Genomic DNA, 25,338 nt, shown 5'->3' on the forward strand with positions numbered 1-25,338 from the left:
CGAACTGCCGCCCCCGTACGGCGTGCCGTACGGGGGCGCCGGTGTCTCCGGCGCCGCGAGCGATGGTTTCGAGCGCAACGATAGGGCTATGGTGGCCCCAGATCTCCCCGCGCGGGAGCAGCGTGGACCCGGGCCCCCGCACCCGGGGCGGAGCGTCGGCCGCCAGGGCCGAGGAGGAGACGCCATGTCAACGGCTACCGAGCAGCGCACCTTCGACTCGGTGAACCCGGCCACCGGGGCCGTCGTGGGCACCCATCCCCTCCACGACGCCGCGGCGGTGCACGCGGCCGTCGAGAGCGCCGGCGAGGCGGCGCGGTGGTGGGCGTCGCTCGGCTTCGAGGGGCGCAAGCGCCGCCTGCTCGACTACAAGGCCGTCCTCACCCGCAACCTGACGCGCATCGCCCGGGTGATCCACGAGGAGACCGGCAAGCCGATGGACGACGCCGTCCTGGAGACGGTGTTCGCCATCAGCCACCTCGACTGGGCCACCCGCAACGCCCGCAAGGTGCTCGGCCCGCGACGCGTCCCGACCGGCCTGATGGGCGTCAACCTCACCGCCACCCTCCAGTACCTGCCGCTCGGCGTGGTCGGGGTGATCGGGCCGTGGAACTACCCGGTGTTCACGCCGATGGGCTCGATCGGCTACGCGCTGGCGGCCGGGAACGCCGTGGTGTTCAAGCCGAGCGAGCTGACCCCGGGCGTCGGGGTGCTGCTCGCCGAGCTGTTCACCGAGAGCGTCCCCGAGCGGAAGGTCTTCCAGGTGGTGACCGGGCTCGGCGAGACCGGCGCCGCCCTCGCCGGTCACCCGGGCATCGGCAAGATCGCCTTCACGGGCTCGACGGCCACGGCCAAGCGCGTCATGGCGGCCTGTGCCGCCAACCTCACGCCGCTGGTGGCCGAGTGCGGCGGCAAGGACGCCCTGATCGTCGACGCCGACGCCGACATCCCGGCCGCGGCCGACGCGGCGCTGTGGGGCGCGATGTCGAACGCCGGCCAGACCTGCGTGGGCGTCGAGCGCATCTACGTCGTGGAGCGCGCCTACGACGACTTCATGCGCGAGCTGGGCGAACGCGCACGAGCGCTGCGCAGCGGCGAGGACTACGGCCCGATCACCATGCCCGCCCAGACCGACATCATCCGCCGGCACGTCGAGGACGCCCTGGCCCGGGGCGGGAAGGCCGTGGTCGGCGGTGCGGAGTCGGTGCGGCCGCCGTACGTCGACCCCGTGGTGCTCACCGACGTCCCCGAGGACTCCAGTGCCGTGCGCGAGGAGACCTTCGGGCCCACGATCACGGTGCGCAAGGTCGCGACGCTGGAAGAAGCCCTGGAGAAGGCCAACGCCGTCGCCTACGGCCTGGGCGGCACGATCTTCTCCGGCAGCCCCCGCCGGGCGATGGAGCTGGCCAGGGCCATGCTCAGCGGCATGACGGCGATCAACTCGGTCATCTCCTTCGTGGGAGTGCCCGCGCTGCCGTTCGGCGGCGTCGGCGACTCGGGGTTCGGGCGCATCCACGGCGCCGACGGGCTGCGCGAGTTCACGCGGCCGAAAGCGATCTCCCGGCAGCGGTTCCCCCTTCCCGGAATGAAGATCACATCGTTCACCCGCTCGCCGGCCGAGATGGAAAGGCTTGTGAAATTGGTCACTTTTCTCCATGGTCGGCGCAAGAGCCCGTTGTCCTGATACTTCACGAGAAACGATCTTGCGTCCATAATGATGGGTTCTTACGGGGCCAGCAGGACGCGAGGTGCACAGGTGGCGACGGGACGCGACTACCGCGGAATGACGGCGGAGCAGCGATTAGCCGACCGCAAGGAACGGCTGCTGACCGCCGCCTACACGCTGTTCTCCGGAACCGGGTTCACCGCCACCACCATCGAGCGGCTCTGCGCCTCCGCCCGCATCTCCAACCGCGCGTTCTATGAATGTTTCACCGGACGCGAAGACCTGATGCGCGCGGTCTACAACCGCTGCGTCGAGGAGAGCCTCCTCGCGGTCGCCAAGGCGATCGCGGAGGCGCCCTCGGATCCGGAGAGCAGGATCAAGGCGGGCATCAGCGAATACATCATCTTCGTGACGCGCGACGTCCGGCGTGCGCGGATCCTGCACCTGGAGGTACGGCGGGCCGGCGACATACTGGCCGCCCACCGGCAGCGCGCGGTCAACGGCTTCACCCGGATCATCAAGGAGAACCTCGGGGATCTCCCCGGCGGGCTGCCCGGGAAGTCGCATCTGCTGGCCCTCGGGATGGTGGGCGCGATTCAGGAACTGCTCATCGATTGGGTGCTGGCCGCCGAGCAACCGCCCCTGGAGGATCTCATCGAGGCCGCCGTCCACATTTTCCGTCGTACCTTCGACGTCTGAAGGGGACCGTCGTCGCGAGCGGACCTCGTACGGCCACCGGCGGGCCCTCGCGGGGACGATCAGGCGGCCGCGGCGGGCTCGGGGAGTTCGACCCGCAGGACGCGGTGCAGCCGGGTGATGGCGAGCAGCCGCATGACCCGCGGCGGCACCGCGCGGAGCACGAGGCGGCGCTCGGCCCGCAGCGCCTTGCGGTGCGTGCCGACCAGGACCCCGAGACCCGCGGCGTCGATCATCTCGAGCTCCGACAGATCGACGATCAGTTCGCCGTCGCCCGAGTCGACCGCCTCGTGCAGGCGCGGCCGCAGCATCGCGACCGTCCCCCCGTCGAGACGTGACCCGACGAAGACCACCTGGCGCCTCGGACTCCCTCGGCTCCGCATGCCGTCTCCTCTCGTCCGGCGGCCCCGGCAGACCGCACGGCTTCCCTGCCCACTCCTCGCACCGTCATTCCTGGGGATCTCCTGTGAGCCTGGCTCGCATTGGCCTCTTCCCGGGGCCACAGGGCACGCAGGAGCGTCTCAGAACCCGAGACGTACCTCCGGGAACACCTCGTCCGGCAGCGGGGATCTCACGGCCGTTACGCTGTCGGCATGACCCGAGCTGACAACGACAAGCCCGTGGTGCTCTCCACCATCTACACCCGTACCGGGGACGACGGCACCACGACACTCGGCGACATGAGCCGCACCCGCAAGACCGACCCCCGGCTCGCCGCCTACGCCGACGTGGAGGAGGCGAACGCCGCCATCGGCGTCGCCGTCGCGATGGGCGACCTCTCCGCCGAGATCGCCGAGGTGCTGGCCCGCGTCCAGAACGAGCTCTTCGACGTCGGGGCCGACCTGTGCGCGCCCGTCACGGAGAACCCCGAGATCCCGCCGCTGCGCGTCGAACAGTCCTACATCGACTGGCTGGAGGCGCAGTGCGACCGGTTCAACGCCGATCTCAAGCCGCTGCGCAGCTTCATCCTGCCGGGAGGCGCCCCCGGCACCGCGTGGCTGCACCTGGCCCGCACGGTCGTCCGACGCGCCGAACGCACCGCGTGGTCGGCCCTGGAGGCCCACGACGACGTCAATCCGCTGACGGCGAAGTACCTCAACCGCCTCAGCGACCTGATGTTCATCCTCTGCCGCACCGCGGCCGCGGGCCACGAACTCCTCTGGAAACCCGGCGGCACCCGCTGACGAGGGGCCGCCGCCTCAGGCAGGCCCGAGCCCGGCGAGCGGACCTCAGGCGGCGTCCAGGTGGGCGCTGGGAGGGGCGGATTCGACCCAGGCGAGGAAACCGGTCAGGGCGTCCTCGCTCATGGCGAGAGAGACACCGGCGCAGTCGACCGTCCAGTACCCCTCGGGGCCCTCACCGACCGTGAGGGGACGCCGGGTGGAAACGGTGAGGCCGCGCCTCGCGATCGCGTGGCGCGGCCTCAGTCGCACTCCGAGGAACGGGATCCAGTGGAGCTCCCCTCCCGCATAGCGGGCTACTCCGCTCCTCCAGGCACGGTTCCCCGTTCGCAGGCTACAGACGACGTTCCCGCGGGACCGAGCCAGCAGGACCCCGCGGAGGACGATCAGGGCGGCGACCACCACAACGCTTATCAGTATGTCCAGCGCCGCCATCGTCGCCCCCCACGTCTACTTTCGTCTGTCTATCAAACCTCTTCGCCGGCCGCACGCAGCCGGGCCCGGGCACGCTTGGCCTCGACCTGCGCGCCGGTGTCCTCGTCGTCGGCCTCGACCGACGCGAGCGCCCGCTGCAGAGCGTCGCGAGCAGCCGCGACGTCGACCTCCGAGCCGAGTTCGGCCATCTCGGCCAGAATCGACACGTCGTTGTTCGCGACCGAGATGAACCCGCCGTGGACGGCTGCGGCGAGGTCGCCTCCGTCACTGCGCTTGATGCGCAGGACGCCGCCCTCGACGAGGACGCCGAGCACAGGGGCGTGGTTCGGCATAATACCGATCTCGCCGTCCACGGTCTTGGCAATCACCATGTCGGCCTCGCCGGACCAGATCTCACGTTCCGGCGACACCACGCCGATGCGGAGCTTTGCCATCACACACCTTCCTTGGATGCCGGTACGGCGGCGCCGTACCGGCATCCGGTCGTCAGCGGGCCAGTTCCTTCGCCTTGGCGATGGCCTGGTCGATGCCGCCGACCATGAAGAACGCCTGCTCGGGCAGGTGGTCGTACTCGCCCTCGCACAGCCCCTTGAAGGAGTGGATGGTCTCGTCGACCGGCACGAACTCGCCCGGCTGGCCGGTGAACGCCTCGGCGGCGTACATCGGGTGGGACAGGAACCGCTCGATGCGACGCGCCCGCTGAACGGTGACCTTGTCCTCTTCGGAGAGCTCGTCGATACCGAGGATGGCGATGATGTCCTGCAGCTCGCGGTACTTCTGCAGGATCCGCTTGGTCTCCTGGGCGACCCGGTAGTGCTCCTCGCCCACGATGGTGGGGTCGAGGATCCGGGAGCTGGAGTCGAGCGGGTCCACCGCCGGGTAGATGCCCTTCTCCGAGATCGGACGCGACAGAACGGTCTGCGCGTCGAGGTGCGCGAACGCGTTGTGCGGGGCCGGGTCGGTGATGTCGTCCGCGGGGACGTAGATCGCCTGCATGGAGGTGATCGAGTGACCGCGGGTGGAGGTGATGCGCTCCTGCAGGACACCCATCTCGTCGGCCAGGGTCGGCTGGTAACCCACCGCGGACGGCATACGGCCGAGCAGGGTGGACACCTCGGAACCGGCCTGGGTGAACCGGAAGATGTTGTCGATGAACAGCAGCACGTCCTGCTTCTGGACGTCACGGAAGTACTCCGCCATGGTGAGCGCGGAGAGCGCGACGCGCAGACGGGTGCCCGGGGGCTCGTCCATCTGGCCGAAGACCAGGGCGGTGTCCTTGAGGACGTCCGCCTCCTCCATCTCCAGCCAGAGGTCGTTGCCCTCACGGGTGCGCTCGCCGACGCCGGCGAACACCGAGGTACCGGAGAACTTCAGGGCGACCCGGCGGATCATCTCCTGGATGAGGACGGTCTTGCCCACACCCGCGCCGCCGAACAGACCGATCTTGCCACCACGCACGTACGGGGTGAGCAGGTCGATGACCTTGATGCCGGTGGGCAGCATCTCGGTGCGCGACTCGAGCTGGTCGAAGGCCGGGGACGGCCGGTGGATGCCCCAGCGCTCGTTGATCTCCAGGGACGCGGTCTTGGTGTCCAGGGCCTCGCCGAGGGCGTTCCACACGTGGCCCTTGACGACGTCGCCGACCGGCACCGAGATCGGGGCGCCGGTGTCGGTGACGGGAGCGCCGCGCACCACGCCGTCGGTGGGCTGCATGGAGATGGCGCGGACGATGTTGTCACCCAGGTGCTGGGCGACTTCCAGCGTCAGCGTCTTGGTCTCCTCGCCGAGGGAGACCTCGACGGTGAGAGCGTTGTAGATGTCGGGCATGCCCTCGACGGGGAACTCCACGTCGACGACGGGACCCGTGACGCGGGCCACACGGCCCACGGCGGTCGCGACGGTCTCAACAGTCATTGTGGTTACTCACTCTTTCCCCGCTGAGGCATCGGCGAGCGCGTTCGCGCCACCGACGATCTCACTGATTTCCTGGGTGATCTCGGCCTGACGAGCCTGGTTCATCTGCTGCGTGAACACGCGGATGAGCTCGTTGGCGTTATCGGTCGCCGACTTCATAGCCCGGCGGCGGGAGGCGAGCTCCGAGGCGGCCGACTGGAGCAGCGCGTTGAAGATGCGCGACTCGATGTAGCGGGGAAGGAGCTGGTTCAGCACCTCACCCGCCGTCGGCTCGAACTCGTAGTACGGCAGCGGCCCCTCCGCGGGCTGCTCGGTCGTCTCCTCCACCTCAAGCGGCAGGATCCGCTTGGCCTGCACCTTCTGCGTCAGCATGGAGACGAACTCGGTGTAGACGATGTGGATCTCGTCGATGCCGTTCTCGTCCACGAAGGCGTCGACGAGGACGTCGGCGATCTCCTTCGCGTTGACGTACTGGGGGTTGTCGGAGAAGCCCGACCATTCCCCCGTCATCTCCCGGTGACGGAACCGGTGCCAGCCGATGCCCTTGCGGCCCACGACGTACGGCCGGGGCTCGATGCCGCGGCCGCGCAGGTGGCCGGCCAGCGCCTCGGCCTCGCGCAGGATGTTGGCGTTGAAGCCTCCGGCGAAGCCGCGGTCACTGGTCACGATCAGGACGCCGGCGGTGGTGGGGTTCTCCTTGGCCACCGTCAGCGGGTGGTCGACGTCGGCGGTGTTGCTCAGGACCGCCGAGACCGCACGAGTGATCTCTCGCTCGTACGGCACGGCGGCGTCCATGCGCTGCTGCGCCTTCACGATGCGCGACGAGGCGATGAGCTCCTGGGCGCGCGTGATCTTCGCAGTGGACTTGACCGATCGGATCCGCCGCCGCAGCAGTCTTAGCTGGGCACCCATGGGCTACTTCTTCTCGGTGGAAGGACGGACGTGCTTGACGATCTTCTCCTGGCCGACCTCGTCCGCCTGGAGGGCCTCGACCGGCTCGTCCTTGACCAGCAGCTCACCGGAGGAGGTCTGGAAGCCCTTCTTGAACTCCGTGATCGCCTCCTTGAGCGCCGTGACCGTGTCGTCGGACAGTTCCTTGGTCTCGCGGATGCCGTCGAGGATGCCCTTGTGCTTGGTGGAGGACAGGAACTCCAGGAACTCGGCCTCGAACCGGGCGACGTCCTCGATCGGCACGTCGTCCAGCTCGCCGCTGGTGCCGGCCCAGACCGAGACGACTTCCCTCTCCACCGGGAACGGGGTGTACTGCGGCTGCTTGAGCAGCTCGACCAGACGCGCACCGCGCTCCAGCTGGGCACGGGAGGCCGCGTCCAGGTCGGAGGCGAAGGCCGCGAAGGCCTCCAGGTCGCGGTACTGCGACAGCGACAGACGCAGGGTGCCCGCGACCTTCCGCATCGCCTTGATCTGCGCCGAACCACCGACTCGGGAGACCGAGACACCGACGTTGATCGCCGGGCGGACGCCGGCGTTGAACAGGTCGGTCTCCAGGAAGCACTGGCCGTCGGTGATGGAGATGACGTTCGTCGGGATGAACGCCGACACGTCGTTGCCCTTGGTCTCGATGATCGGCAGACCGGTCATCGAGCCCGCGCCCATCTCGTTCGAGAGCTTGGCGCAGCGCTCGAGCAGGCGGGAGTGGAGGTAGAAGACGTCACCGGGGAACGCCTCGCGGCCCGGCGGGCGGCGAAGCAGCAGGGAGACGGCGCGGTAGGCGTCGGCCTGCTTGGTGAGGTCGTCGAACACGATGAGGACGTGCTTGCCCTGGTACATCCAGTGCTGGCCGATGGCCGAACCGGTGTAGGGGGCGAGGTACTTGTATCCGGCGGGGTCGGAGGCCGGGGCGGCGACGATGGTGGTGTACTCCATCGCGCCCGCCTCCTCCAGACGGGCCCGGACCTGCGCGATCGTGGAGCCCTTCTGGCCGACCGCGACGTAGACGCAGCGGACCTGCTTCGTCGGGTCTCCGGACGCCCAGTTCTCACGCTGGTTGAGGATCGTGTCCACGGCGATCGCGGTCTTGCCGGTACCGCGGTCACCGATGATCAGCTGGCGCTGGCCGCGGCCGATCGGCGTCATGGCGTCGATCGCCTTGAGGCCGGTCTGCAGCGGCTCCTTCACCGGCTGGCGCTGGACGACCGAAGGCGCCTGCAGCTCGAGGGCACGACGACCCTCGGCCTCGATCGCGCCCTTGCCGTCGAGCGGGTTGCCCAGGGGGTCGACCACACGGCCGAGGAAGGCGTCGCCGACCGGCGCGGACAGGACCTCACCCGTCCGGCGGACCGACTGGCCCTCCTCGATGCCGCTGAAGTCACCCAGGATGACGACACCGATCTCACGGACGTCGAGGTTCAGCGCCAGGCCACGGGTGCCGTCCTCGAACTCCAGAAGCTCGTTCGCCATCGCGGAGGGAAGGCCGGAGACGTGGGCGATGCCGTCACCGGCGTCGACGACGGTCCCGATCTCCTCGCGCGCCGCGCCTTCCGGCTCGTACGCCTGAACGAAGCGCTCAAGCGCGTCCCGGATCTCGTCCGGCCGGATCGTCAGCTCCGCCATCTCTCTTCAGTCTCCCTAATCATCGGCCGCCCTGACTCTCTAGCCGGCCAATCGGCGGCGGACTTCTTCGATACGTCCTGCGATCGTGGTGTCGATCATCTCGTCTCCCAGCCGGATCGAGAATCCACCGATCACCCGCGGGTCCACCTCGGTGTTCAGGTGAACGTCGCGTCCGTACGTGGTGCGCAACCACGAGACGAGGCGCTGCCTCTGGCCGTCGCTCAGCGGGACGGCGCTGCGCACCACGGCGACGAGTTGCTGTCGCTGCGCGGCGACGAGGTGGATGTACTCGTCGAGCCCCGCTTCCAAGCTACGTCCTCGCGGGTGCTGCACGAGCCTGATGATCATCGCGAGCGAGACGGTCGAGACCCGCCCGCCCAGCAGCTCACGCAGCAGTCCCGCCTTGGCGTCGGCGGGGGCGGCCGGGTCGGCCAGCGCCATCCGCAGCCGCGGGTTGGCCTCGACGATCCGGCCGAACCGGAACAGCTCGTCCTCGACGTCGTCGAGAACCCCCAGCGACTCCGCCTCGGCGGCCGAGGCGATGACGCCGAACCTCTCCAGCGCGTCGACGAGGTCGCCGGGCTTGGACCACTTGGCGGAGACGGCCGCGACGACCGTCTCCAGCGCGGCTTCACTGATCCTTCCGCCCAGGAGCGACCGGGCGATGCCGGCCTTCTGCTCCGCGGGCCGTGCCGGGTCGGCGAGGTTGCGGCGCAGCCCGTGCTCGCGGTCGAGCAGGACGGCGACCGCGTGCGCGTCCTCGGCCAGCCGGCCGAGGTCGGCGGTCGCGGCCACCGCGTTGAAACGCTCCTCGACCTCGGCGAACGAGCTACGGCTCAGACCTCTCATCAGCGCACCGCCGCCCCGCCCGTGGTCTCGAGCTCCTCGAGGAACCGGTCGATGACGCGGCTCTGCCGGGCCTCGTCCTCGAGCGACTCGCCGACGATGCGGCCGGCCAGCTCGGTGGACAGACGGCCGAGCTCACCGCGCAGCTGGGCGAACGCCTGCTGACGGTCGGCCTCGATCTGCGCGTGCGCGGCCTCGACCAGGCGCCGTGCCTCGGCCTGAGCCTCCTCGCGGAGCTCGGCCTTGAGCTGCGCGGCCTGCTCACGAGCCTCCTCGCGCATGCGAGCCGCCTCGTGACGGGCCTCCTCGAGCTTGGCGCGGTACTCCTCGAGCGTGCGCTGCGCCTGCGCCTGCGCGTCCTCGGCCTTCTTGATGCCGCCCTCGATCGCCTCGGTGCGCTCTTCCAGCGTCTTCTGGATGCGCGGGGTGAGGATCTTGCCGACGACGATGAAAACGACCAGGAACGCGAAGGTGCCGACGACCAACTCGTAGGCGTGCGGGATCAGGGGACTCTCGGTCCCCTCCGCCAGGAATTTACTTGCCAGTGTCATGGATGCCGCCTTCCGTCAGCGACGGTCGCGTCGATTTACTAAATGGCCCGGAAGATGAACGGCGCGACCAGACCGATGAGGGCCAGCGCCTCGGTGAGGACGAAGCCCAGCAGCATGTTCTGGCGGATCAGGCCGTAGGCCTCGGGCTGGCGGGCGATCGCCTGGACGCCCTGACCGAAGATGATGCCGACGCCGATGCCGGGGCCGATGGCGGCGAGACCGTAGCCGATGGCGGTGACGTTGCCGGAGACCTCAGCGAGAAGGCTCATTGTGATGCTTTCCTTTACTTGTCGGCCGGTGTGGGTTCACCGGTCAGTGCCAGGTCAGTGGAGAGTCTCAGTGCTCAGGGTGCAGCGAGCCGCCGATGTACATCGCGGCCAGCATCGTGAAGAGGAACGCCTGCAGGAACTCGATGAAGATCTCGAAACCGGTCATGAGGATCGTCATGATGACGCCCACGACGCCGATCCCGGCGCCCGCGATGGTGAGCCGCTCGAACAGGAACCAGAAGCCGACCGCGCTGAAGAACGCCAGGATCATGTGGCCGGCGAACATGTTGGCGAAGAGTCGGACCGCGTGGGTGAAGGGCGCGAGGATCAGGTTGGAGAGGAACTCGATCGGGGCCAGCAGCACGTAGATGAACTTCGGCAGCCCCGGCGGGAACATCATGTTCTTGAAGTAACCGATGAAGCCCTGGTGCTTGATGCCGAGGTAGACCTTGATCACGTAGATCGTGACCGCGAAGACGATGGGGAAGGCGATGTGCGAGGCCACCGGGAACTGCACGACCGGCACGACACCGAAGAAGTTCCACAGCAGGATCAGGAAGAACAGCGACACCATGAGCGGCATCCACCGCTCGGTGTCCTTGCCCAGGAACGGCCGTGCCACCTGGTCGCGGACGAAGAGATAGCCCAGCTCGCCGAGGTTCTGGATGCCGCGGGGCACGAGCTTCGGCCTGGCGAAGGCGCTCCAGGCGAGAACGCACACGATGAGTGTGCCGAGCACGGCGAGCAGCACGGGCTTGTTCGCCCAGGCCGGGGCGCCGTGCCAGAGCGAGGGGAAGTCGAAGATCGAGGGCCCGGGGGCCTCGAACTCTCCTCCGTCGGCGAGGACCGTCAGCGCGCTCACGCGGCGTTCCCTCCAAGATGGTGGTTCAACAGAAGACTGCGGGATGTGGACGGCGCGCTCAGCGGCCGTACTTCACATAGACCAGGTAGACAGCGAGCACGACCCCGAGGATGATGCCTATCGGGAAGAACGCGCCCACGCCAAGCCAACGATCCAGCAACCAGCCGATGCCACCCCAGACCAGCATCCCGGCGAGAAGTGTGCTCGGGATGGACCATGCGGCATTGGCGAAGTCGCGACCGTCTTCCTCGGGCTTGCGCTGCTCGCTCATCGCGGGCACGACGATAGCAGGCGGTGAGGGGACTAGTCATATCGGACCCCACACGGCGCCCCGAGGAATCCTACGCCTCATCGCGGAGCACCCTGTCCGGGGACCTGGGTGTCCGGGTCGACGTAGAGCATCTTGAGTTTGAGGAAGGCGCGCACCTCGCCGATCGTCCACACCAGCGTACAGACGATGACGCTCCATCCGAAGGCCCGCGGCGAGAACGCCGTGGCATCGGCGAAGGAGCTCAGCAGCACCATCAGCAGGACGACCTTGACGAGATAGCCCAGCACGGCGGCGAGCATCATCATCTGCGGCGAGACCCGGCCGGCCCAGGTGACGGCCGCGAGCCCCAGTGTGAAGAACACCGCGACGACCGCCACCGCGATCGCCGCCCCGAGTGCGCCCGCGCCACCGGCCAGCAGTGCCGCCACGACGACCGCGACCAACCCCACCGCGATGGTCGGTATGGCCGCGCTCTTGAGTGCGCGCACGTCGTTGGCCTGCATCGGTGCTCCAAGAAAAATTGTCAAGCGAGCGATTGCTACCTTGCAGAGTGAGGCTACCCTCTCCCTGCTAGTGAAAGGTATCACAAGCTCGGCAAGTACCGCCTTTACCTGCGATTTCGTGCAGGTGAACCCGTGATCCCAGTGAGGATACGACCTCAGAGGATCAGCAGGTCAGCGCTGTGTGAACAAAGTCGGCAGGGGTCTCAGCCGGTGGTCGCGCGGGCGTGCGAGGCGGCCGCGCCGGGCACCTGGGGATCGCCCCCCGGGCCCTGGCCGGGCCCCGGCTCCTGCCGGGACGCGTGGGCCCCGCCGCCCCGGCCGCCCCGCCCCGAACGCCACAGCGGCAGGCCCATCATCACCAGCACGACGAGGGCCAGCAGCACGACCACGGGGAAGACGATCAGCGGCACGCCGCCCACCGAAAGGCCCACGACGGTGGCCGCGAACAGGAACGTCCAGGCGTACATGATGAGCACCGTGCGCCGGTGCGAGTGGCCGATATGCAGGAGCCGGTGATGCAGGTGGCCGCGGTCCGGCGCGAACGGCGATTTGCCGTACGACGTACGCCGCACCACCGCCATGAGCAGGTCGGCCAGCGGGAGCACCATGACGGCCAGGGGAAGCAGGATCGGCAGCACGACGGGGAAGCGGTTGATGTTGCCCGCGGCGCCGTAGTCGACCGTGCCGGTCACCGAGACCACCGAGGCCGCGAGCACCAGCCCGATCAGCATCGCGCCGGTGTCACCCATGAAGATCTTGGCGGGATGGAAGTTGTGCGGGAGGAAGCCCAGGCACATCCCGATGAGGACGGCGGTGACGGCCGCCGTCGCGCTCAGCCGCCCCTGGTCCAGGTTGCTGGTGAGCGCGATCGTCCAGGCGAACGTCGCCATGGCCGCGATGCAGACGATGCCCGCCGCCAGGCCGTCCAGGCCGTCCACGAAGTTCACCGCGTTGATGGCCACGACCACGACGAGGATCGTGATGATGGTCTGCAGCGTGCTGTCGAGGCTGACGGTCTCGCCGTTCGGCAGCGGCACCCACAACAGGGTCAGCTTGAACACCACGAGCAGCCCGGCCGCCGCGATCTGCCCACCGAGCTTGATGAAGGCGTCCATCCCCCACCAGTCGTCGAGGAAGCCGGTGACCACGATGACCCCGCCCGCCAGGGCGAGAGCGAGGATCGTCTGGCCGTCCCCGACGCGTGGGTCGGCGAGTTTGACCCCGACGTGCTCCAGATTGCCGGCGACGAACAGGCCGGCCAGCATGCCCGCGTACATCGCCAGACCACCGAGACGCGGAGTTCGGACGGTGTGCACGTCTCTCTCGCGGATCTCGGGCGCGGCGCCGATGCGCAGCGCGAAGACCCTGACCAGCGGAACCAGCAGGTAGGTGACAGCCCCCGCCACCAGCGCTATGAGAGTGTATTCGCGCACGGACCTAGTTTCCCGGATTGTCCGGCCAAATGTGACCGGAAAACTGCACAGAACCGCTCATTAACCTCGCGGATAGGCCGGGTGACCGCGCGTGAGCTGAGCCACCCGGTCGGCCACCGACGGTACAGCATGCCGGTCACGTACGGCCTGCGCCACCATCGACGCGATCTCCTTCATCTCCGCGACGCCCATACCCTGGGTCGTCACACACGGTGTGCCGACCCGGATTCCGGACGTCACGGTCGGGGGTTCCGGATCATAGGGGATGCTGTTGCGGTTGAGAGTGATCGACGCGCGAGCGCAGCTCTCCTCCGCCTCCAGGCCCGTCACGTCGAGATCCCGCAGGTCGATCAGTGCCAGATGGGTGTCGGTGCCGCCCGAGACCGGGCGCATGCCTTCGGCCGCCAGCCCGTCGGTCAGGGCACGGGCGTTGGCGATCACCTGCTCGGCGTACGTGCGGAACTCCGGGCGCAGCGCCTCCCCGAACGCCACCGCCTTGGCCGCGACCGCGTGCATCAGCGGCCCTCCCTGCGAGAAGGGGAACACCGCCCGGTCGATCCTCGCCGCCAGCTCCTCGGTGCACAGGATGCCCCCTCCCCTCGGCCCCCGCAGGGACTTGTGCGTGGTGAAGGTGACGACGTCGGCGTGCGGGACCGGCGAAGGCACCGCGCCGCCCGCGATCAGGCCGATCGTGTGGGCGACGTCGGCGAGCAGCCACGCCCCCACCTCGTCGGCGATGCCCCGGAACACCGCGAAGTCGACGAGCCTGGGATAGGCGGTGGCGCCGCAGATGATGAGCTTGGGCTGGTGCCGCAGGGCCAGGTCACGGACCTCGTCGTAGTCGATCGTCTCGGTGTCGCGCCGGACGCCGTACGCCACCACCTCGAACCAGCGGCCGGAGAAGTTGACCTTCGAGCCGTGGGTGAGGTGACCGCCGTGCGACAGCGCCATCGCCAGCACGGTGTCGCCCGGCTTGAGCAGCGCGGCGTAGGCGGCGAGGTTGGCCGAGGCGCCCGAATGGGGCTGCACGTTGGCGTGGTCGGCTCCGAACAGGGCCTTGGCCCGGTCGATCGCGAGCCGCTCGGCGCGGTCGACCACCTGGCAGCCGCCGTAGTAGCGCCGGCCGGGGTACCCCTCGGCGTACTTGTTGGTGAGCGTCGACCCCAGCGCCGCGATCACGGCCGGCGAGGCGAGGTTCTCGCTGGCGATGAGCTGGAGGCCGCCGCGCAGCCGCGCGACCTCGTCCAGCAGCACCTGGGCGATCTCGGGATCCTGCCGCTGGAGCAGGGAGAAGTCGGGGCCGTAGAAATCGTCGGCGCGCTCGGGGCCGCGTCGCTTGGCATGCATGCCGGCTCACCACTCTCCTTCCCCCCGCGCGAAGGCCGCGCGCGGCGAGGAACACCGGATCCCCCCACTGTATGCCTGCCGGCAGCCGGAACCGTCGGCGGCAATCAGCTGTAGGCGTGAGGAGCCGCGGACGAGGCCGGGATCCAGCGGGGGGTGTCGGCGGCCTGGTCACTGATCGCGGTCAGCACGGCCTGGCGGTACATGACGAGCCGGTTGCGCCACTCGGTCATGTCCTGGACGTAGCGCTCGGCCACCGGCGCGTCCCAGACATCCCGGCTGCGGGCCATCTGGTACGCCTTGTCGAGCGACCCCGTCAGCCCGTCCAGCATCGGACGCACCTGCTGCCACAGGTCGACGAGCTTCTGGTACTCGGGGTTGAAGCGCCAGCTGGACGCCTGACCGCCCGCGCCGAACGGGTCGGTCGACGAGGCCGGCGGCGTCTCTCCCGGCTGGAGCGGCTGCGGCGCCGGTGGATCGGAGTACATCTCAGGCAACCCTCCTCTACGAACCGTCCCGCGAACCAGGACCCGCCTCACCGGACACGTCCCCCTCACGCAACCCGGGCCCCCCACCATACGAACCCTGATCCCCCCGCCCCGTCTCCCCACCGTACGAGCCGTCATCCCCTCGGCCCGGTTCCCCACCATGCGAGCCGTCATCCCCTCGGCCCGGTTCCCCACCATGCGAGCTGTCATCCCCTCGGCTCGATTCCCCACCATACGAGCCGTCATCCCCGCGGCCACCCGGTTCCCCGCCGTGCGGGCTCCATGCCGAAACGGCCCGGCCCGGCTCGCCGGCGCCGCTGAGGTCGCCGTGGCGGGCCGCTTCGTGGGGGGTGAGGTGCGGGCCCGAGTACGCGAACCGGCCCGGTTCCACGCTCCCCTGGGAACCGCTCATACCGTGCTGAGCCGCCGTGCCCTGCTGACCCCCCGCGCCGTGCTGGGGCCCCGCGCCATGCTGACCTCCGGCGCCGTGCTGAGCCGCTGTACCGTGCTGAGCCCCCGCGCCGAGGTGGCCGGAGGCGTCCCCCATGTGCGAGACCGGACCTGCGGCGTGGGAGGCGCTGCTTCCCGCGCCGCCGGCGTGCGTGGCGGCTGGGCCGCCGGCGTGCGTGGCGGCCGCGCTGCCGCCGTGGGCGGCCGCCGCGCTCCCGGCATCCGGGGCGAGTGGGGCTGTGGGTTTGGCCACGCCGGACGGATCGTTGGGTTGGACGTAGCCCACCGGGCCGTCGGCGTGCGGATGGCCGGGCGCGGACCCGTCAGGTACGACCACGGGCTGCTCCATCGGCGGAATCTTGTCCATGTTCTGCATCAGCCAGTGGAGATGCTCGGCGCTGGGCGGCTTCATGGTCACCTCGACCACCCTGACCCCGTCGACATCGATCACCCGGGTCCGCTCCTGGGAGGTGTCGATGTCGTTCGGGTTGTCGACCCTGGGCGTGTCGAGCTGCCCATCGGGCGCTGCCTGCTGCGCCCCACCCGTCGGCGCCTGGTCAGCGTGCCCGGTCGGCGACGGCTGCGTGTGGCTGGTAGGGGACGGCCCAGCGTGACCGGTGGGGGACGCGTGACCATTCGGGGATGGGTCAGCGTGACCGGTGGGGGACCCGTGACCATTCGGGGATGGCTGTTCGTGGCCGGTGGGGGAAGGCTGGGCCTGACCGTTCAGGGGCTGCTGGGCGTCGCCGGTCGGTGTGACGTGCTGCGGTTGCTCCACTATCGGAGCGGAATCACCGCTTTGCGCGGGGTCCGCCTGGACACCGGAGTCACCGTAAGGGCCCGCGCTGCCGTTGGGGGTCGCGTCGCCGTGTGGGGCCGCACTTCCGTCGGGAGGCGTCTGGACGTTCGGCGTCGCGTGTCCGTTCGGAGCCTGATCGCTGTAGGGACCCCCCTCGACGTACGGGGTCGTGTCGCCCTGGGGTGCCGGGCCGGTGGTGTCACCCTGGGGACTGGGCTGCGAGCTGGGCCCCTGAGGCTCGACGTAGTTGTTCTGCGGCTTGTCCGCCTTAGGGCCCTCGTGCTTGTCGGAGTGGTCGACCTTCGGCACGGGGTCGGACTTCTCCGCCTTGGGCCCTGCGTGCTTGTCCGGCTTGTCGGCGTTCGGCGAATCCGAGTGATCGCTCTTGGGCACGTGGTGCTTGTCCGGCTTGTCACCCTGCGAACCGTCGGGCTTGTCGGCCTGGGGGGTGTGGTGCTTCTCGGGCTTGTCGGCCTGCGGAGCGTGGTGTTTCTCCGGCTTGTCGCCTTGCGGAGCGTGGTGCTTCTCCGGCTTGTCGGTTTGCGGGGGCTCCACCTTGTGGACCTTGTCCTGGGATTCCGCCTTCGGCGCGGGGTGTTCGTCGCCCTTGGGCGCATGATCCGGCTTCTCCGCCTTGGGGGCGTGATGCCTGTCGGTCTTGTCCCCTACCGAGCCGTCGTGCTTGTCGCCCTTGGAGTCGTCGTGCCGCTGGGTTTTGTCCGGCTGGGGAGGATCCTGCTTGTGTGCCTTGTCCTGCGACTCGGCACCGTGGCCGCCGTGCTTGTCGGCCTTCTCCCCCTTGTCGGCCTTTCCGGACTTGTCGTCCTGCGCGGTGGCGTGATGCTTGTCCGGTGCCGTCTGCTTCATGCCCTTCGGGCCGGTGACCGGCTCCGGCTGCTTTTCCTTCTTCTCCAGCAGGACGAGGCGGGCGTTCACGTCGCGGACCAGCGTCTGTCCCGCGTCCGCCACCTGCGCGGGACGATGAGTGGCCGGGACGGAGACGCCCGCCGCACTGGTGAGCTGGCTGATGCGGGCCTCGACGGTGCGCATCTCCTTACCGGCGCGCCCCACCTCGGCCAGCAGCTGACGGACCAGCTGAGGATCCATGCCGTCGAGCTTGCCCATGTGCGTCTCCGATGCTCGTGGTCGCGCTCCCAGCTCCGCACGCGCAGACAGGCTCGCGCCCGCCCGCAGCTATGCTCCCTCGCGGTAGCTCACCACTCAAGAGCACAGCCGCACCTCACGCTACTCAGAACCACCCGCCGTACGGCTCGGCGATATCCATAAGGCATAAGTCACCGCAGGTCGGTGCGGCGGCGGGCCCGGCATCGAACGCAGGCGAGCGCCGACCGGGGACCTCCCGCCCTACCGGGGCCGGTGGCCTCACCGTCGGTGATCGACCCGCCGATAGCAGAGGATGGACGGCCGGCCTCAGGCCGACGGACGGCCTCAGGCTCCGTCGGCCGGCTTCTTGGCGGCCTCTGCCGCGCCGGACACGGGGGCGACCTTCGCCGCTCCGGCGTCCCCGGTCTCCTCAGGCTTACCGGGCTCGGCAGACTTGGCCAGCCCGCCGACCTGAGGCTCGGCGGCCTTGGCGGCGTCGGCGACCTCCGGCTCCGCGGGCTTCGCCGTACCGACGGTCTCGGGCTCAGCGGGCTTCACCGCATCGGAGGCGTCCGGCTTGGCGGCCTCCGGCTCCGTGGGCTTCGCCGCCTCGACGACCTCCGGCGTAGCCGGCTTCACAACGTCAGAGGCGTCCGGCTTGGTGGCCTCGGCGACCTCCGGCTCGGTGGGGTTGGGGGTGGCGGTGCCTTCGGGCTTCTCGCTGCTGCCGGCGGCGGGCTCGGGGGTGTCGTCGGTGGCGACGTACCCGATCACGCCGCGCAGCTTCTCGACGGAGATCGCGCCCTTGCGCAGCACCCGCGGCACCGGCGTCGTCAGGTCGACGATGGTGGAGGGGGTGCTGTCGACGCACGCTCCACCGTCGAGGTAGACGGCGACGGACTCGCCGAGCTGCTCCTCGGCCTCCGCGGCGGTCGTGGAGGGCGTCGCCCCGGAGCGGTTCGCGCTGCTCACCGCCATGGGGCCGGTCTCCTTCAGCAGCTCCAGGGCGACGGCGTGCAGCGGCATCCGCACCGCCACCGTGCCCTTGCTGTCGCCGAGGTCCCAGTTCAGTGAGCGGCTGGCCTTGCAGATGATCGTCAGCGGCCCGGGCCAGAAGTTGTCGATGAGATCCTGCCCGTAGGGGCCGAGGTCCTCCACCAGGGCGGAGGCGGCGCGCACCGTGCCCACGAGCACCGGCACGGGCACGTCGCGGCCGCGCCCCTTGGCGTCGAGCAACGCCATGACGGCGGAAGGGGTGAAGGCGTCGGCACCGATGCCGTACACCGTGTCGGTCGGGATGACGACCAGCTCGCCGCCCCGGACGGCGGCCACGGCGTCGGCCACCCCGGCGGCACGCTGCTCGGCATTCGAACAGTCATAACGTCGACTCACGACTTGTCATCCTCCCACGCGGGCGGGGCCACGGTGTGCCGGGATCAGGAGCGCGGCCGTCATTCCTGGCCGAAGCGTGCGGTGACGAAGCGATCGCGATTCGCCAGATCGGCGTGGTTCCGCACGTCGCGCCAGCCTCGTTCCTCGGTGAACTCCAGATAGACGGCCGACCCCTGCTGGTCGGCGTGCTCGACGGCCACCAGGCCTCCCGGCCGCAGGAGCCGCCTGGCCGTACGCTCGACCGCGCGGACCTCGTCCAGACCATCCTCGCCCGAGCCGTACAGCGCTCGCGACGGATCGTAGTCGCGCACCTCGGGGTCGCGCGGCACGGCGCCCGGCGGGATGTAGGGCGGGTTGGAGACCACGAGGTCGACCCTGCCGTTGAGCTCGGGAAGGCAGTCGGCGAGATCCTCCGGGTGGAGGGACACGCGGCCCTGGCCGTGCTCGACGATGTTGCGTTTGGCCCAGCCGTAGGCCACCGGGTCGATCTCCACGGCGTGCACCTGGGCGAGCGCGACCTCCTGGGCGATCGACAGCGCGATGGCGCCCGAGCCCGTGCCGAGGTCGACCACGGTCGGGGAGGCGACGTCCATCTCGCGCAGCCGGTCGATGGCCCACCCCGCGACCACCTCGGTCTCGGGGCGCGGCACGAACACCCCGGGCCCGACCTCCAGCGACAGGTAGCGGAAGTAGGCGCGCCCGGTGATGTGCTGAAGCGGCTCCCGCGCCTCGCGCCGCGCGATGCCTTCCCAGAAGCGGGCGTCGAACTCGGAGTCGGGCACCGTATGGAGCTGGCCACGCCGCACGCCATGGACGAACGCCGCGATCTCCTCAGCGTCGGTTCGCGGTGAGGGGACCCCCGCCTCGGCGAGCCGGGCGGTGGCGAGGGCTATCTCGTCCATCAGCAAGGTCATGGGAGCTTCGTGATCATCGTCAGGAGTGGGCGGCGAGCTTCTCTGCCATCTCGGCGTCGGTCAGGGCCTGGATGACCGCGGAGAGGTCGCCGTCCAGAACCTGGTCGAGGTTGTAGGCCTTGAACCCTACGCGGTGGTCGGAGATGCGGTTCTCGGGGAAGTTGTAGGTGCGGATGCGCTCGGAGCGGTCGACGGTGCGGACCTGCGACTTGCGCTCGGCCGAGGCCGCGGCCTCCGCCTCCTCCTGCGCGATGGAGAGCAGCCGCGCCCGGAGGATGCGCAGCGCGGACTCCTTGTTCTGCAGCTGGCTCTTCTCGTTCTGGCAGGAGACGACCACGCCGGTCGGGACGTGGGTGATGCGCACCGCCGAGTCGGTGGTGTTGACGCTCTGGCCTCCGGGGCCGGAACTGCGGAACACGTCGATGCGGAGGTCGTTGGGGTCGATCTGCACGTCGACCTCCTCGGCCTCGGGATAGACCAGCACGCCCGCCGCGGAGGTGTGGATGCGCCCCTGCGACTCGGTGACGGGCACCCGCTGGACCCGGTGGACCCCGCCCTCGAACTTCAGGCGCGACCAGACGCCGTCGGAGCCCTTGCCCTTCACCGCGACCGTGACGTCCTTGTAGCCGCCGAGATCGGAGTGCTGGGCGTCGATGATCTCGGTCTTCCAGCCGATCCGCTCGGCGTACCGGAGGTACATGCGCAGCAGGTCGCCCGCGAACAGCGCGGACTCCTCACCGCCCTCTCCGGCCTTGATCTCCATGATGATGTCTTTCTCATCATTGGGGTCGCGCGGGATGAGCAGGTGCTTGAGCCGCTCCTCGAGCGGGCCGAGGCGGCCTTCGAGCTCGCCGGCCTCCTGGGCGAAGGCGGCGTCCTCCGTGGCCAGCTCTCTGGCCGCCTCCAGGTCGTCGCGGACGCCTTCGAGCTCGCGGTAGACCGAGACGATGGGCGTGAGCTGGGCGTAGCGCTTGCCGAGCATGCGGGCCTGGTCCTGGTCGGCGTGCACAGCGGGATCGGCGAGCTTGAGCTCGAGCTCCGCGTACTCACCGAGCAACTCGTCGAGATTCACCGTGCGTCCTTCTTCCTTCACAGCCGGCGAGAACCTGGGCCATCACCAAGAACGCCGACCCGGGCACGCCCCCTTGGCGAAGGGCGGTGCCGGGCCGGCGTTCCTTGCTGAGCTACTTGCTCGCGGCCTTCTTGCCGAAACGCTTCTCGAAGCGGGCCACCCGGCCACCGGTGTCCAGGATCTTCTGCTTGCCCGTGTAGAACGGGTGGCAGGCCGAGCACACGTCGGCGTGGATGACGCCGTTCTTGGCGGTGCTGCGGGTGGTGAAGCTGTTGCCGCAGCTGCAGGTCACCGTGGTGACGACGTAATCCGGGTGAATGTCGGGCTTCATCTCAATCCTCTCTGGCGCGGTCGCCGGGTCGCCTTCGTCTCTCGCGGTCAGGTGACGCGCGGGCGGGCGGGAACCGGAACCGCCGTGGTTCGGCTACCAGTGTGCCAGATCCTCCAACCACGCCAGGCCACCGGTCATTCCCTGTGGCATGAGGAACCTGACACTCGGTGCAGGGTGACGCCCCGGCGACCCGCCCGAGCCTAGGTCAGAGGGCGGCAACATTCACCGAAATCTCCGCCTTTGAGCGCAAAGATTGGGTAACGACCGGCTTCGGGTGACAGATCCTCTACGCCATAGCGTCACCGGTCATACCGCCCGGTCAGGCGTGGCCGAGGTAGGCCAGGACGGCGAGCACGCGGCGGTGGTCGTCGGGGGCGGGATCGAGGCCGAGTTTGCCGAAGATGCCCGTGATGTGCTTCTCGACCGCCCCCTCGGTGACGCCCAGGCGCGCGGCGATGGCGGTGTTGGAGCGTCCCTCGGCCATGAGCGCCAGCACCTCCGACTCCCTGGCCGTCAGCGAGTCGAGCGGCTCGCCGTGCCGGCGCCGGGCGAGCACCTGGATCACCACCTCGGGGTCGATCACCGTACCGCCCGCCGCCACGCTACGCACCGCTTCGAGGAACTCCGCGACGTCGGCGACCCGCTCCTTCAGCAGGTACCCCACGGCTCCCGCGCCGCTCCCGATCAGCTCGGTGGCGTACCGCTCCTCGACGTACTGCGAGAGCACGAGGACCGGCAGGCGCGGCAGCAGCGCCCGCGCGGCCAGCGCCGCCCGCAGCCCCTCGTCGGTGTGGGTGGGCGGCATGCGGACGTCGACGACCGCGAGGTCGGGCCGCCGCAGGCGGACGGCCTCGACGAACGCGGGCCCGTCGCCGACCGCGGCCACGGTCTCGATGCCGCCGTCGTCGAGCAGCCTGATCAGCCCCTCCCGCAGCAGGACCGAATCCTCCGCGATCACCACCCGCACGGCCACCACCCCGGCTTCCCGCTCACTCGCCTCACCAGGTGCACGGTAGTTCGGCACGGACGACCGTGGGGCCTCCTGGCGGACTCCGGACGGTCAGCGTGCCGTCGATGGTGGCCGCCCGGTCGGCGAGCCCGGCCAGGCCGCCGCCCGGCCTCGCCCACGCGCCTCCCTGACCGTTGTCGCGCACCTCCACGAGGACACGGCCCGCCTCCCGGGTGACCCGGACCGAGGCCTCGGTCGCCTTGGAATGCTTGGCCATGTTGGTCAGGGACTCCGCGACGACGAAGTACGCGGTGCTCTCCACCGCGGCCGGCGGCCGGTCGGTGATCTCCACCGACACCTCCACGCGGACGGGCGCTCGGGCCGCGAGCGACGACAGCGCCGCGTCCAGGCCCCTGTCGGTGAGGATGGCCGGGTGGATGCCCCGCGCGAGGTCGCGTAACTCGCTGATCGCCGCTTTGGTGCCCTGGTGCGCCTGGGCGAGCAGCGCCCTGGCCTCTTCGGGGTGGGAGTCGAGCTTGGCCTGCGCGCGGCCGAGCTCCATGGCGACCGCCAGCAGCCGCTGCTGGGCGCCGTCGTGGAGATCGCGCTCGATGCGGCGCCGCTCGGCCTCTGCGGCGTCGACGCCCCTGGCCCGGCTGGCCCGCAGATGGGACACCTTCGCCTCGTCGCCCGGACCGAGCAGCGCGGCGGCCAGCGTGCCGTGCAGCCACGCGATGCCACGTGCGGCGTACAACGTCACCAGCACCAGCAGCAGGCCGCCGAGCGCCCACGGCAGCGACTCCACGACGCCGCCGGTCGCGAGCCGCCGGCCGATCACCATGGGCCGTCCGAGCAGCGCCTCGATCGGCTGGGCGACGAGCACGGCGGAGCACGACCACAACGCGATCGACACCACGAGCTCGACCAGGCCGAGCGGGAACAGGAGCAGGAGGTAGCCGAGGTCCTTCCAGGTGGCGGGGTCGCCGAACAGCCATCCGAGATGCGCCGACAGCCCTCCTCCGGCGGGGCGCGGACGGTAGGGGTCGGGGATGACGACGCCGAGGGCCAGGCGGAGCAGGCGGCGTTCGAGCATGGCGCCACCGCGCCACACCAGTATCGTCAGCACGAGCAGCGGCAGGCCGACCCAGATGACGACCATGGTCAGCGAGGCGGGCACCGCCACCGCGATGATCACGAACCACGTGAGGCCGAAGGCCGCGCTGAGCAAGGGGTACGGCACGGCGCGCCAGGTCGCCGGGTCGGCGAGCAGGCCGAGGGGACCGCGGGGCCCCAGCGGCACGCGTTCGCGCAGCGGTCGGCGAGCGGCACCGGGCGCCCCCGCAGTCATCGTCGCGCCCCTTCCGCCGACCACCGGGACCGGGCGTCGGCCCGGCCTGATGACGAGCCTGCCAGGCCACCGGACGCCGTGCCATGGAGCCGGCCCCAGTTTCCGAGTAGGGCCAGCCCCACCCGCGGACGACCCGCCTCGCCGCCGAACCCATGATGCCCGCGCGCACGCGAAAGGGGGCGGCAGGCCGAAAAGCCTGCCGCCCCCTTTCGCACAGCGGGTCACCGGCGCCTACGCCGGATCGCCTCACTCCGCTCGGCGGCTCAGGGCGCCGCCTTCAGGCGGCGATACTTGATCGCCTCGCCACGCTCGGCGTCGAAGGGCGCTCGCGCGGGTCAGTCGCGGTCGGAGCTGACCGTGGTCTTCTGCACCTGGAGCAGGAACTCGGCGTTGGACTGCGTCTCGCGCATCTTCTCCAGCAGGAGCTCCAGCGCCTGCTGCATGTCGAGCGCGTGGAGCACGCGGCGGAGCTTCCAGACGATCTGCAGCTCGTCCTTGGAGAGAAGGATCTCCTCCTTGCGGGTGCCGGACGCGTCGACGTCCACCGCGGGGAAGATGCGCTTGTCGGCCAGGGAGCGGTTGAGCTTCAGCTCGGCGTTGCCGGTGCCCTTGAACTCCTCGAAGATGACCTCGTCCATCTTGGAGCCGGTCTCGACCAGCGCCGTGGCGAGGATCGTCAGCGAGCCGCCGTTCTCGATGTTGCGGGCGGCGCCGAAGAAGCGCTTCGGCGGGTACAGCGCCGTGGAGTCGACACCACCGGACAGGATGCGCCCGGACGCCGGGGCCGCCAGGTTGTAGGCGCGGCCGAGGCGGGTGATGGAGTCGAGCAGGACGACCACGTCGTGGCCCAGCTCCACCAGACGCTTGGCGCGCTCGATGGCGAGCTCGGCGACGGTGGTGTGGTCCTCGGCGGGACGGTCGAAGGTCGAGTGGATGACCTCGCCCTTCACCGACCGCTGCATGTCGGTGACCTCTTCGGGACGCTCGTCGACCAGGACGACCATCAGGTGGCACTCGGGGTTGTTCCGGGTGATCGCGTTGGCGATCGCCTGGAGCACCATCGTCTTACCGGCCTTCGGCGGGGAGACGATGAGACCACGCTGGCCCTTACCGATGGGCGCCACCAGGTCGATGATGCGCGTGGTGAGGATGTTGGGCTCGGTCTCCAGGCGCAGCCGCTCCTGCGGGTAGAGCGGGGTGAGCTTGGTGAAGTCCGGGCGGTTGCGGGCCTGATCGGGGTCCATGCCGTTGACGCTGTCGAGGCGCACGAGGGCGTTGAACTTCTCGCGGCGCTCGCCGTCGCGGGGCTGGCGCACCGCACCGGTGATGACGTCACCCTTGCGCAGCCCGTTGCGGCGGATCTGCGCCAGCGAGACGTACACGTCGTTGGCGCCCGGCAGGTAGCCGCTGGTGCGCACGAACGCGTAGTTGTCGAGGATGTCGAGGATGCCGGCGATCGGGATCAGCACGTCGTCGTCGCCGATCACGGGCTCGTTGCTGTCGAAGCGGTCGCGGCCCCGGCGGTTGCGCTCCCTGAACCGTCCGCGGCGCCCGCGGCGGTCGTCGTCGCCCTGCTGGTCGCGGCCCTGGTCGCGGTCACGCGACTGGTCGCGGTCACGCGACTGGTCGCGCTGCTGGTCGCGGCCCTGGTCGCCACGGGCCTGGTCGCGGCTCTGCTCGCGGCGGCCCTGGCCCTCGCCCGCGTCGGCGGCGCGCTGCTCGGGACGGCTGTTGTCGCTGCGGTTGTCGGGGCGGTTGTCGCCACGCTCACGCCGCTCGTTGCGGGAACGGCGCTCGCCGCGCTCACGGCGGGACTCGCCACGCTCGGGACGCGCCTCGGCCGTCGCCGTCTCGGCGGCGGGCGCGGAGGCGGTCGCCGCGGCGGCCGGAGCCTGCTCGGCGGGCTGCGCCTCGGCCGCGGGAGCGCGCTCCTCGCGCGGCTCGGCGGCGGG

25 protein-coding genes and 1 pseudogene are annotated in these 25,338 nt (G+C 70.0%); 3 read left to right on the plus strand and 23 right to left on the minus strand.

Annotated features, from left to right (window positions below; all coding sequences use genetic code 11):
- Positions 1-184 precede the first annotated feature (184 nt).
- Positions 185-1,681, plus strand: coding sequence for an aldehyde dehydrogenase family protein (locus KIK05_RS26500; RefSeq protein ID WP_214413534.1), 1,497 nt, complete (start codon positions 185-187; stop codon positions 1,679-1,681).
- A gap of 72 nt (positions 1,682-1,753) precedes the next feature.
- A complete protein-coding gene (locus KIK05_RS26505; RefSeq protein WP_308250126.1) occupies positions 1,754-2,362 on the plus strand; it encodes a TetR/AcrR family transcriptional regulator in 609 nt (202 codons plus the stop codon).
- 59 nt (positions 2,363-2,421) lie between these two features.
- Here the strand turns inward: KIK05_RS26505 and KIK05_RS26510 are convergent, their stop codons facing one another.
- Positions 2,422-2,742 (minus strand): STAS domain-containing protein, encoded by a 321-nt coding sequence (locus tag KIK05_RS26510; RefSeq protein ID WP_214413535.1) that lies wholly within the window; start codon positions 2,740-2,742, stop codon positions 2,422-2,424.
- 210 nt (positions 2,743-2,952) lie between these two features.
- On the opposite strand from KIK05_RS26510, the gene KIK05_RS26515 reads away from it, so the two are divergent.
- Positions 2,953-3,543 (plus strand): cob(I)yrinic acid a,c-diamide adenosyltransferase, encoded by a 591-nt coding sequence (locus KIK05_RS26515; protein WP_214413536.1) that lies wholly within the window; start codon positions 2,953-2,955, stop codon positions 3,541-3,543.
- A gap of 45 nt (positions 3,544-3,588) precedes the next feature.
- On the opposite strand, the gene KIK05_RS26520 is transcribed toward KIK05_RS26515, so the two are convergent.
- The 22 genes and pseudogenes from KIK05_RS26520 to rho all read right to left on the minus strand — a co-directional run.
- Complete coding sequence (locus KIK05_RS26520) at positions 3,589-3,975, minus strand: DUF2550 domain-containing protein (RefSeq protein WP_214413537.1); 387 nt, start codon at positions 3,973-3,975, stop codon at positions 3,589-3,591.
- Between the two features lie 32 nt (positions 3,976-4,007).
- Entirely contained in the window at positions 4,008-4,409 is a 402-nt protein-coding gene (locus KIK05_RS26525) for a F0F1 ATP synthase subunit epsilon (RefSeq protein ID WP_214413538.1), read from the minus strand.
- 52 nt (positions 4,410-4,461) lie between these two features.
- Entirely contained in the window at positions 4,462-5,889 is a 1,428-nt protein-coding gene (atpD, locus tag KIK05_RS26530; RefSeq protein WP_214413539.1) for a F0F1 ATP synthase subunit beta, read from the minus strand.
- A 9-nt stretch (positions 5,890-5,898) separates the two neighbouring features.
- Entirely contained in the window at positions 5,899-6,801 is a 903-nt protein-coding gene (locus tag KIK05_RS26535) for a F0F1 ATP synthase subunit gamma (RefSeq protein ID WP_214413540.1), read from the minus strand.
- A gap of 3 nt (positions 6,802-6,804) precedes the next feature.
- Positions 6,805-8,460 (minus strand): F0F1 ATP synthase subunit alpha, encoded by a 1,656-nt coding sequence (gene atpA, locus KIK05_RS26540; protein WP_214413541.1) that lies wholly within the window; start codon positions 8,458-8,460, stop codon positions 6,805-6,807.
- Between the two features lie 39 nt (positions 8,461-8,499).
- A complete protein-coding gene (locus KIK05_RS26545) occupies positions 8,500-9,309 on the minus strand; it encodes a F0F1 ATP synthase subunit delta (protein WP_214413542.1) in 810 nt (269 codons plus the stop codon).
- Positions 9,309-9,857 (minus strand): F0F1 ATP synthase subunit B, encoded by a 549-nt coding sequence (locus KIK05_RS26550; protein ID WP_214413543.1) that lies wholly within the window; start codon positions 9,855-9,857, stop codon positions 9,309-9,311. Before KIK05_RS26550 ends, KIK05_RS26545 begins: the two co-directional genes overlap by 1 nt.
- A gap of 38 nt (positions 9,858-9,895) precedes the next feature.
- Complete coding sequence (gene atpE / locus KIK05_RS26555; protein ID WP_214413544.1) at positions 9,896-10,126, minus strand: ATP synthase F0 subunit C; 231 nt, start codon at positions 10,124-10,126, stop codon at positions 9,896-9,898.
- A gap of 67 nt (positions 10,127-10,193) precedes the next feature.
- Positions 10,194-10,988, minus strand: a complete 795-nt coding sequence (gene atpB / locus KIK05_RS26560; protein WP_214413545.1) for a F0F1 ATP synthase subunit A — start codon at positions 10,986-10,988, stop codon at positions 10,194-10,196.
- A gap of 58 nt (positions 10,989-11,046) precedes the next feature.
- Positions 11,047-11,259 (minus strand): AtpZ/AtpI family protein, encoded by a 213-nt coding sequence (locus tag KIK05_RS26565; RefSeq protein ID WP_214413546.1) that lies wholly within the window; start codon positions 11,257-11,259, stop codon positions 11,047-11,049.
- A gap of 77 nt (positions 11,260-11,336) precedes the next feature.
- The gene (locus KIK05_RS26570; protein WP_214413547.1) at positions 11,337-11,762 is read right to left on the minus strand and encodes a Cg1360 family ATP-synthase-associated protein; all 426 of its coding nucleotides are present in this window, start codon (positions 11,760-11,762) and stop codon (positions 11,337-11,339) included.
- 203 nt (positions 11,763-11,965) lie between these two features.
- The gene (locus tag KIK05_RS26575) at positions 11,966-13,195 is read right to left on the minus strand and encodes an MraY family glycosyltransferase (RefSeq protein ID WP_214413548.1); all 1,230 of its coding nucleotides are present in this window, start codon (positions 13,193-13,195) and stop codon (positions 11,966-11,968) included.
- Positions 13,196-13,255: 60 nt separating this feature from the next.
- Positions 13,256-14,542: a serine hydroxymethyltransferase gene (gene glyA / locus KIK05_RS26580; protein ID WP_214413549.1), complete on the minus strand. Its 1,287-nt coding sequence runs from the start codon at positions 14,540-14,542 to the stop codon at positions 13,256-13,258.
- A 104-nt stretch (positions 14,543-14,646) separates the two neighbouring features.
- Positions 14,647-15,027 carry a hypothetical protein gene (locus KIK05_RS26585; RefSeq protein WP_214413550.1) on the minus strand — a complete coding sequence of 127 codons (381 nt, stop codon included), beginning with the start codon at positions 15,025-15,027 and terminating at the stop codon, positions 14,647-14,649.
- Positions 15,028-15,043: 16 nt separating this feature from the next.
- Positions 15,044-17,401 carry a hypothetical protein gene (locus KIK05_RS26590; protein WP_214413551.1) on the minus strand — a complete coding sequence of 786 codons (2,358 nt, stop codon included), beginning with the start codon at positions 17,399-17,401 and terminating at the stop codon, positions 15,044-15,046.
- 675 nt (positions 17,402-18,076) lie between these two features.
- Positions 18,077-18,772, minus strand: a pseudogene (locus KIK05_RS26595) (L-threonylcarbamoyladenylate synthase); the annotation flags it as partial.
- 59 nt (positions 18,773-18,831) lie between these two features.
- The gene (gene prmC / locus KIK05_RS26600; protein ID WP_214413552.1) at positions 18,832-19,686 is read right to left on the minus strand and encodes a peptide chain release factor N(5)-glutamine methyltransferase; all 855 of its coding nucleotides are present in this window, start codon (positions 19,684-19,686) and stop codon (positions 18,832-18,834) included.
- 19 nt (positions 19,687-19,705) lie between these two features.
- The gene (prfA, locus tag KIK05_RS26605; protein WP_214413553.1) at positions 19,706-20,758 is read right to left on the minus strand and encodes a peptide chain release factor 1; all 1,053 of its coding nucleotides are present in this window, start codon (positions 20,756-20,758) and stop codon (positions 19,706-19,708) included.
- Positions 20,759-20,870: 112 nt separating this feature from the next.
- Positions 20,871-21,089, minus strand: coding sequence for a 50S ribosomal protein L31 (rpmE, locus tag KIK05_RS26610; RefSeq protein ID WP_214413554.1), 219 nt, complete (start codon positions 21,087-21,089; stop codon positions 20,871-20,873).
- A gap of 319 nt (positions 21,090-21,408) precedes the next feature.
- Complete coding sequence (locus KIK05_RS26615) at positions 21,409-22,056, minus strand: response regulator transcription factor (RefSeq protein WP_214413590.1); 648 nt, start codon at positions 22,054-22,056, stop codon at positions 21,409-21,411.
- A 31-nt stretch (positions 22,057-22,087) separates the two neighbouring features.
- Positions 22,088-23,386: a sensor histidine kinase gene (locus KIK05_RS26620; RefSeq protein ID WP_214413555.1), complete on the minus strand. Its 1,299-nt coding sequence runs from the start codon at positions 23,384-23,386 to the stop codon at positions 22,088-22,090.
- Positions 23,387-23,721: 335 nt separating this feature from the next.
- The coding region (rho, locus tag KIK05_RS26625; RefSeq protein ID WP_214413556.1) for a transcription termination factor Rho at positions 23,722-25,338 on the minus strand (1,617 nt) is incomplete at its 5' end.

It is taken from the genome of Sphaerisporangium fuscum (assembly GCF_018531465.1).
Lineage (GTDB): Bacteria > Actinomycetota > Actinomycetes > Streptosporangiales > Streptosporangiaceae > Sphaerisporangium > Sphaerisporangium fuscum.

What these genes read in the sequence shown, in the direction of transcription:
- KIK05_RS26500 (WP_214413534.1), top strand. Translation starts at nt 185, where the DNA reads ATGTCAACGGCTACCGAGCAGCGCACCTTCGACTCGGTGAACCCGGCC.
- KIK05_RS26510 (WP_214413535.1), bottom strand. Translation starts at nt 2,742, where the DNA reads ATGCGGAGCCGAGGGAGTCCGAGGCGCCAGGTGGTCTTCGTCGGGTCA.
- KIK05_RS26515 (WP_214413536.1), top strand. Translation starts at nt 2,953, where the DNA reads ATGACCCGAGCTGACAACGACAAGCCCGTGGTGCTCTCCACCATCTAC.
- KIK05_RS26520 (WP_214413537.1), bottom strand. Translation starts at nt 3,975, where the DNA reads ATGGCGGCGCTGGACATACTGATAAGCGTTGTGGTGGTCGCCGCCCTG.
- KIK05_RS26525 (WP_214413538.1), bottom strand. Translation starts at nt 4,409, where the DNA reads ATGGCAAAGCTCCGCATCGGCGTGGTGTCGCCGGAACGTGAGATCTGG.
- atpD (WP_214413539.1), bottom strand. Translation starts at nt 5,889, where the DNA reads ATGACTGTTGAGACCGTCGCGACCGCCGTGGGCCGTGTGGCCCGCGTC.
- KIK05_RS26535 (WP_214413540.1), bottom strand. Translation starts at nt 6,801, where the DNA reads ATGGGTGCCCAGCTAAGACTGCTGCGGCGGCGGATCCGATCGGTCAAG.
- atpA (WP_214413541.1), bottom strand. Translation starts at nt 8,460, where the DNA reads ATGGCGGAGCTGACGATCCGGCCGGACGAGATCCGGGACGCGCTTGAG.
- KIK05_RS26545 (WP_214413542.1), bottom strand. Translation starts at nt 9,309, where the DNA reads ATGAGAGGTCTGAGCCGTAGCTCGTTCGCCGAGGTCGAGGAGCGTTTC.
- KIK05_RS26550 (WP_214413543.1), bottom strand. Translation starts at nt 9,857, where the DNA reads ATGACACTGGCAAGTAAATTCCTGGCGGAGGGGACCGAGAGTCCCCTG.
- atpE (WP_214413544.1), bottom strand. Translation starts at nt 10,126, where the DNA reads ATGAGCCTTCTCGCTGAGGTCTCCGGCAACGTCACCGCCATCGGCTAC.
- KIK05_RS26565 (WP_214413546.1), bottom strand. Translation starts at nt 11,259, where the DNA reads ATGAGCGAGCAGCGCAAGCCCGAGGAAGACGGTCGCGACTTCGCCAAT.
- KIK05_RS26570 (WP_214413547.1), bottom strand. Translation starts at nt 11,762, where the DNA reads ATGCAGGCCAACGACGTGCGCGCACTCAAGAGCGCGGCCATACCGACC.
- glyA (WP_214413549.1), bottom strand. Translation starts at nt 14,542, where the DNA reads ATGCATGCCAAGCGACGCGGCCCCGAGCGCGCCGACGATTTCTACGGC.
- KIK05_RS26585 (WP_214413550.1), bottom strand. Translation starts at nt 15,027, where the DNA reads ATGTACTCCGATCCACCGGCGCCGCAGCCGCTCCAGCCGGGAGAGACG.
- KIK05_RS26590 (WP_214413551.1), bottom strand. Translation starts at nt 17,401, where the DNA reads ATGGGCAAGCTCGACGGCATGGATCCTCAGCTGGTCCGTCAGCTGCTG.
- prmC (WP_214413552.1), bottom strand. Translation starts at nt 19,686, where the DNA reads ATGACCTTGCTGATGGACGAGATAGCCCTCGCCACCGCCCGGCTCGCC.
- rpmE (WP_214413554.1), bottom strand. Translation starts at nt 21,089, where the DNA reads ATGAAGCCCGACATTCACCCGGATTACGTCGTCACCACGGTGACCTGC.
- KIK05_RS26620 (WP_214413555.1), bottom strand. Translation starts at nt 23,386, where the DNA reads ATGACTGCGGGGGCGCCCGGTGCCGCTCGCCGACCGCTGCGCGAACGC.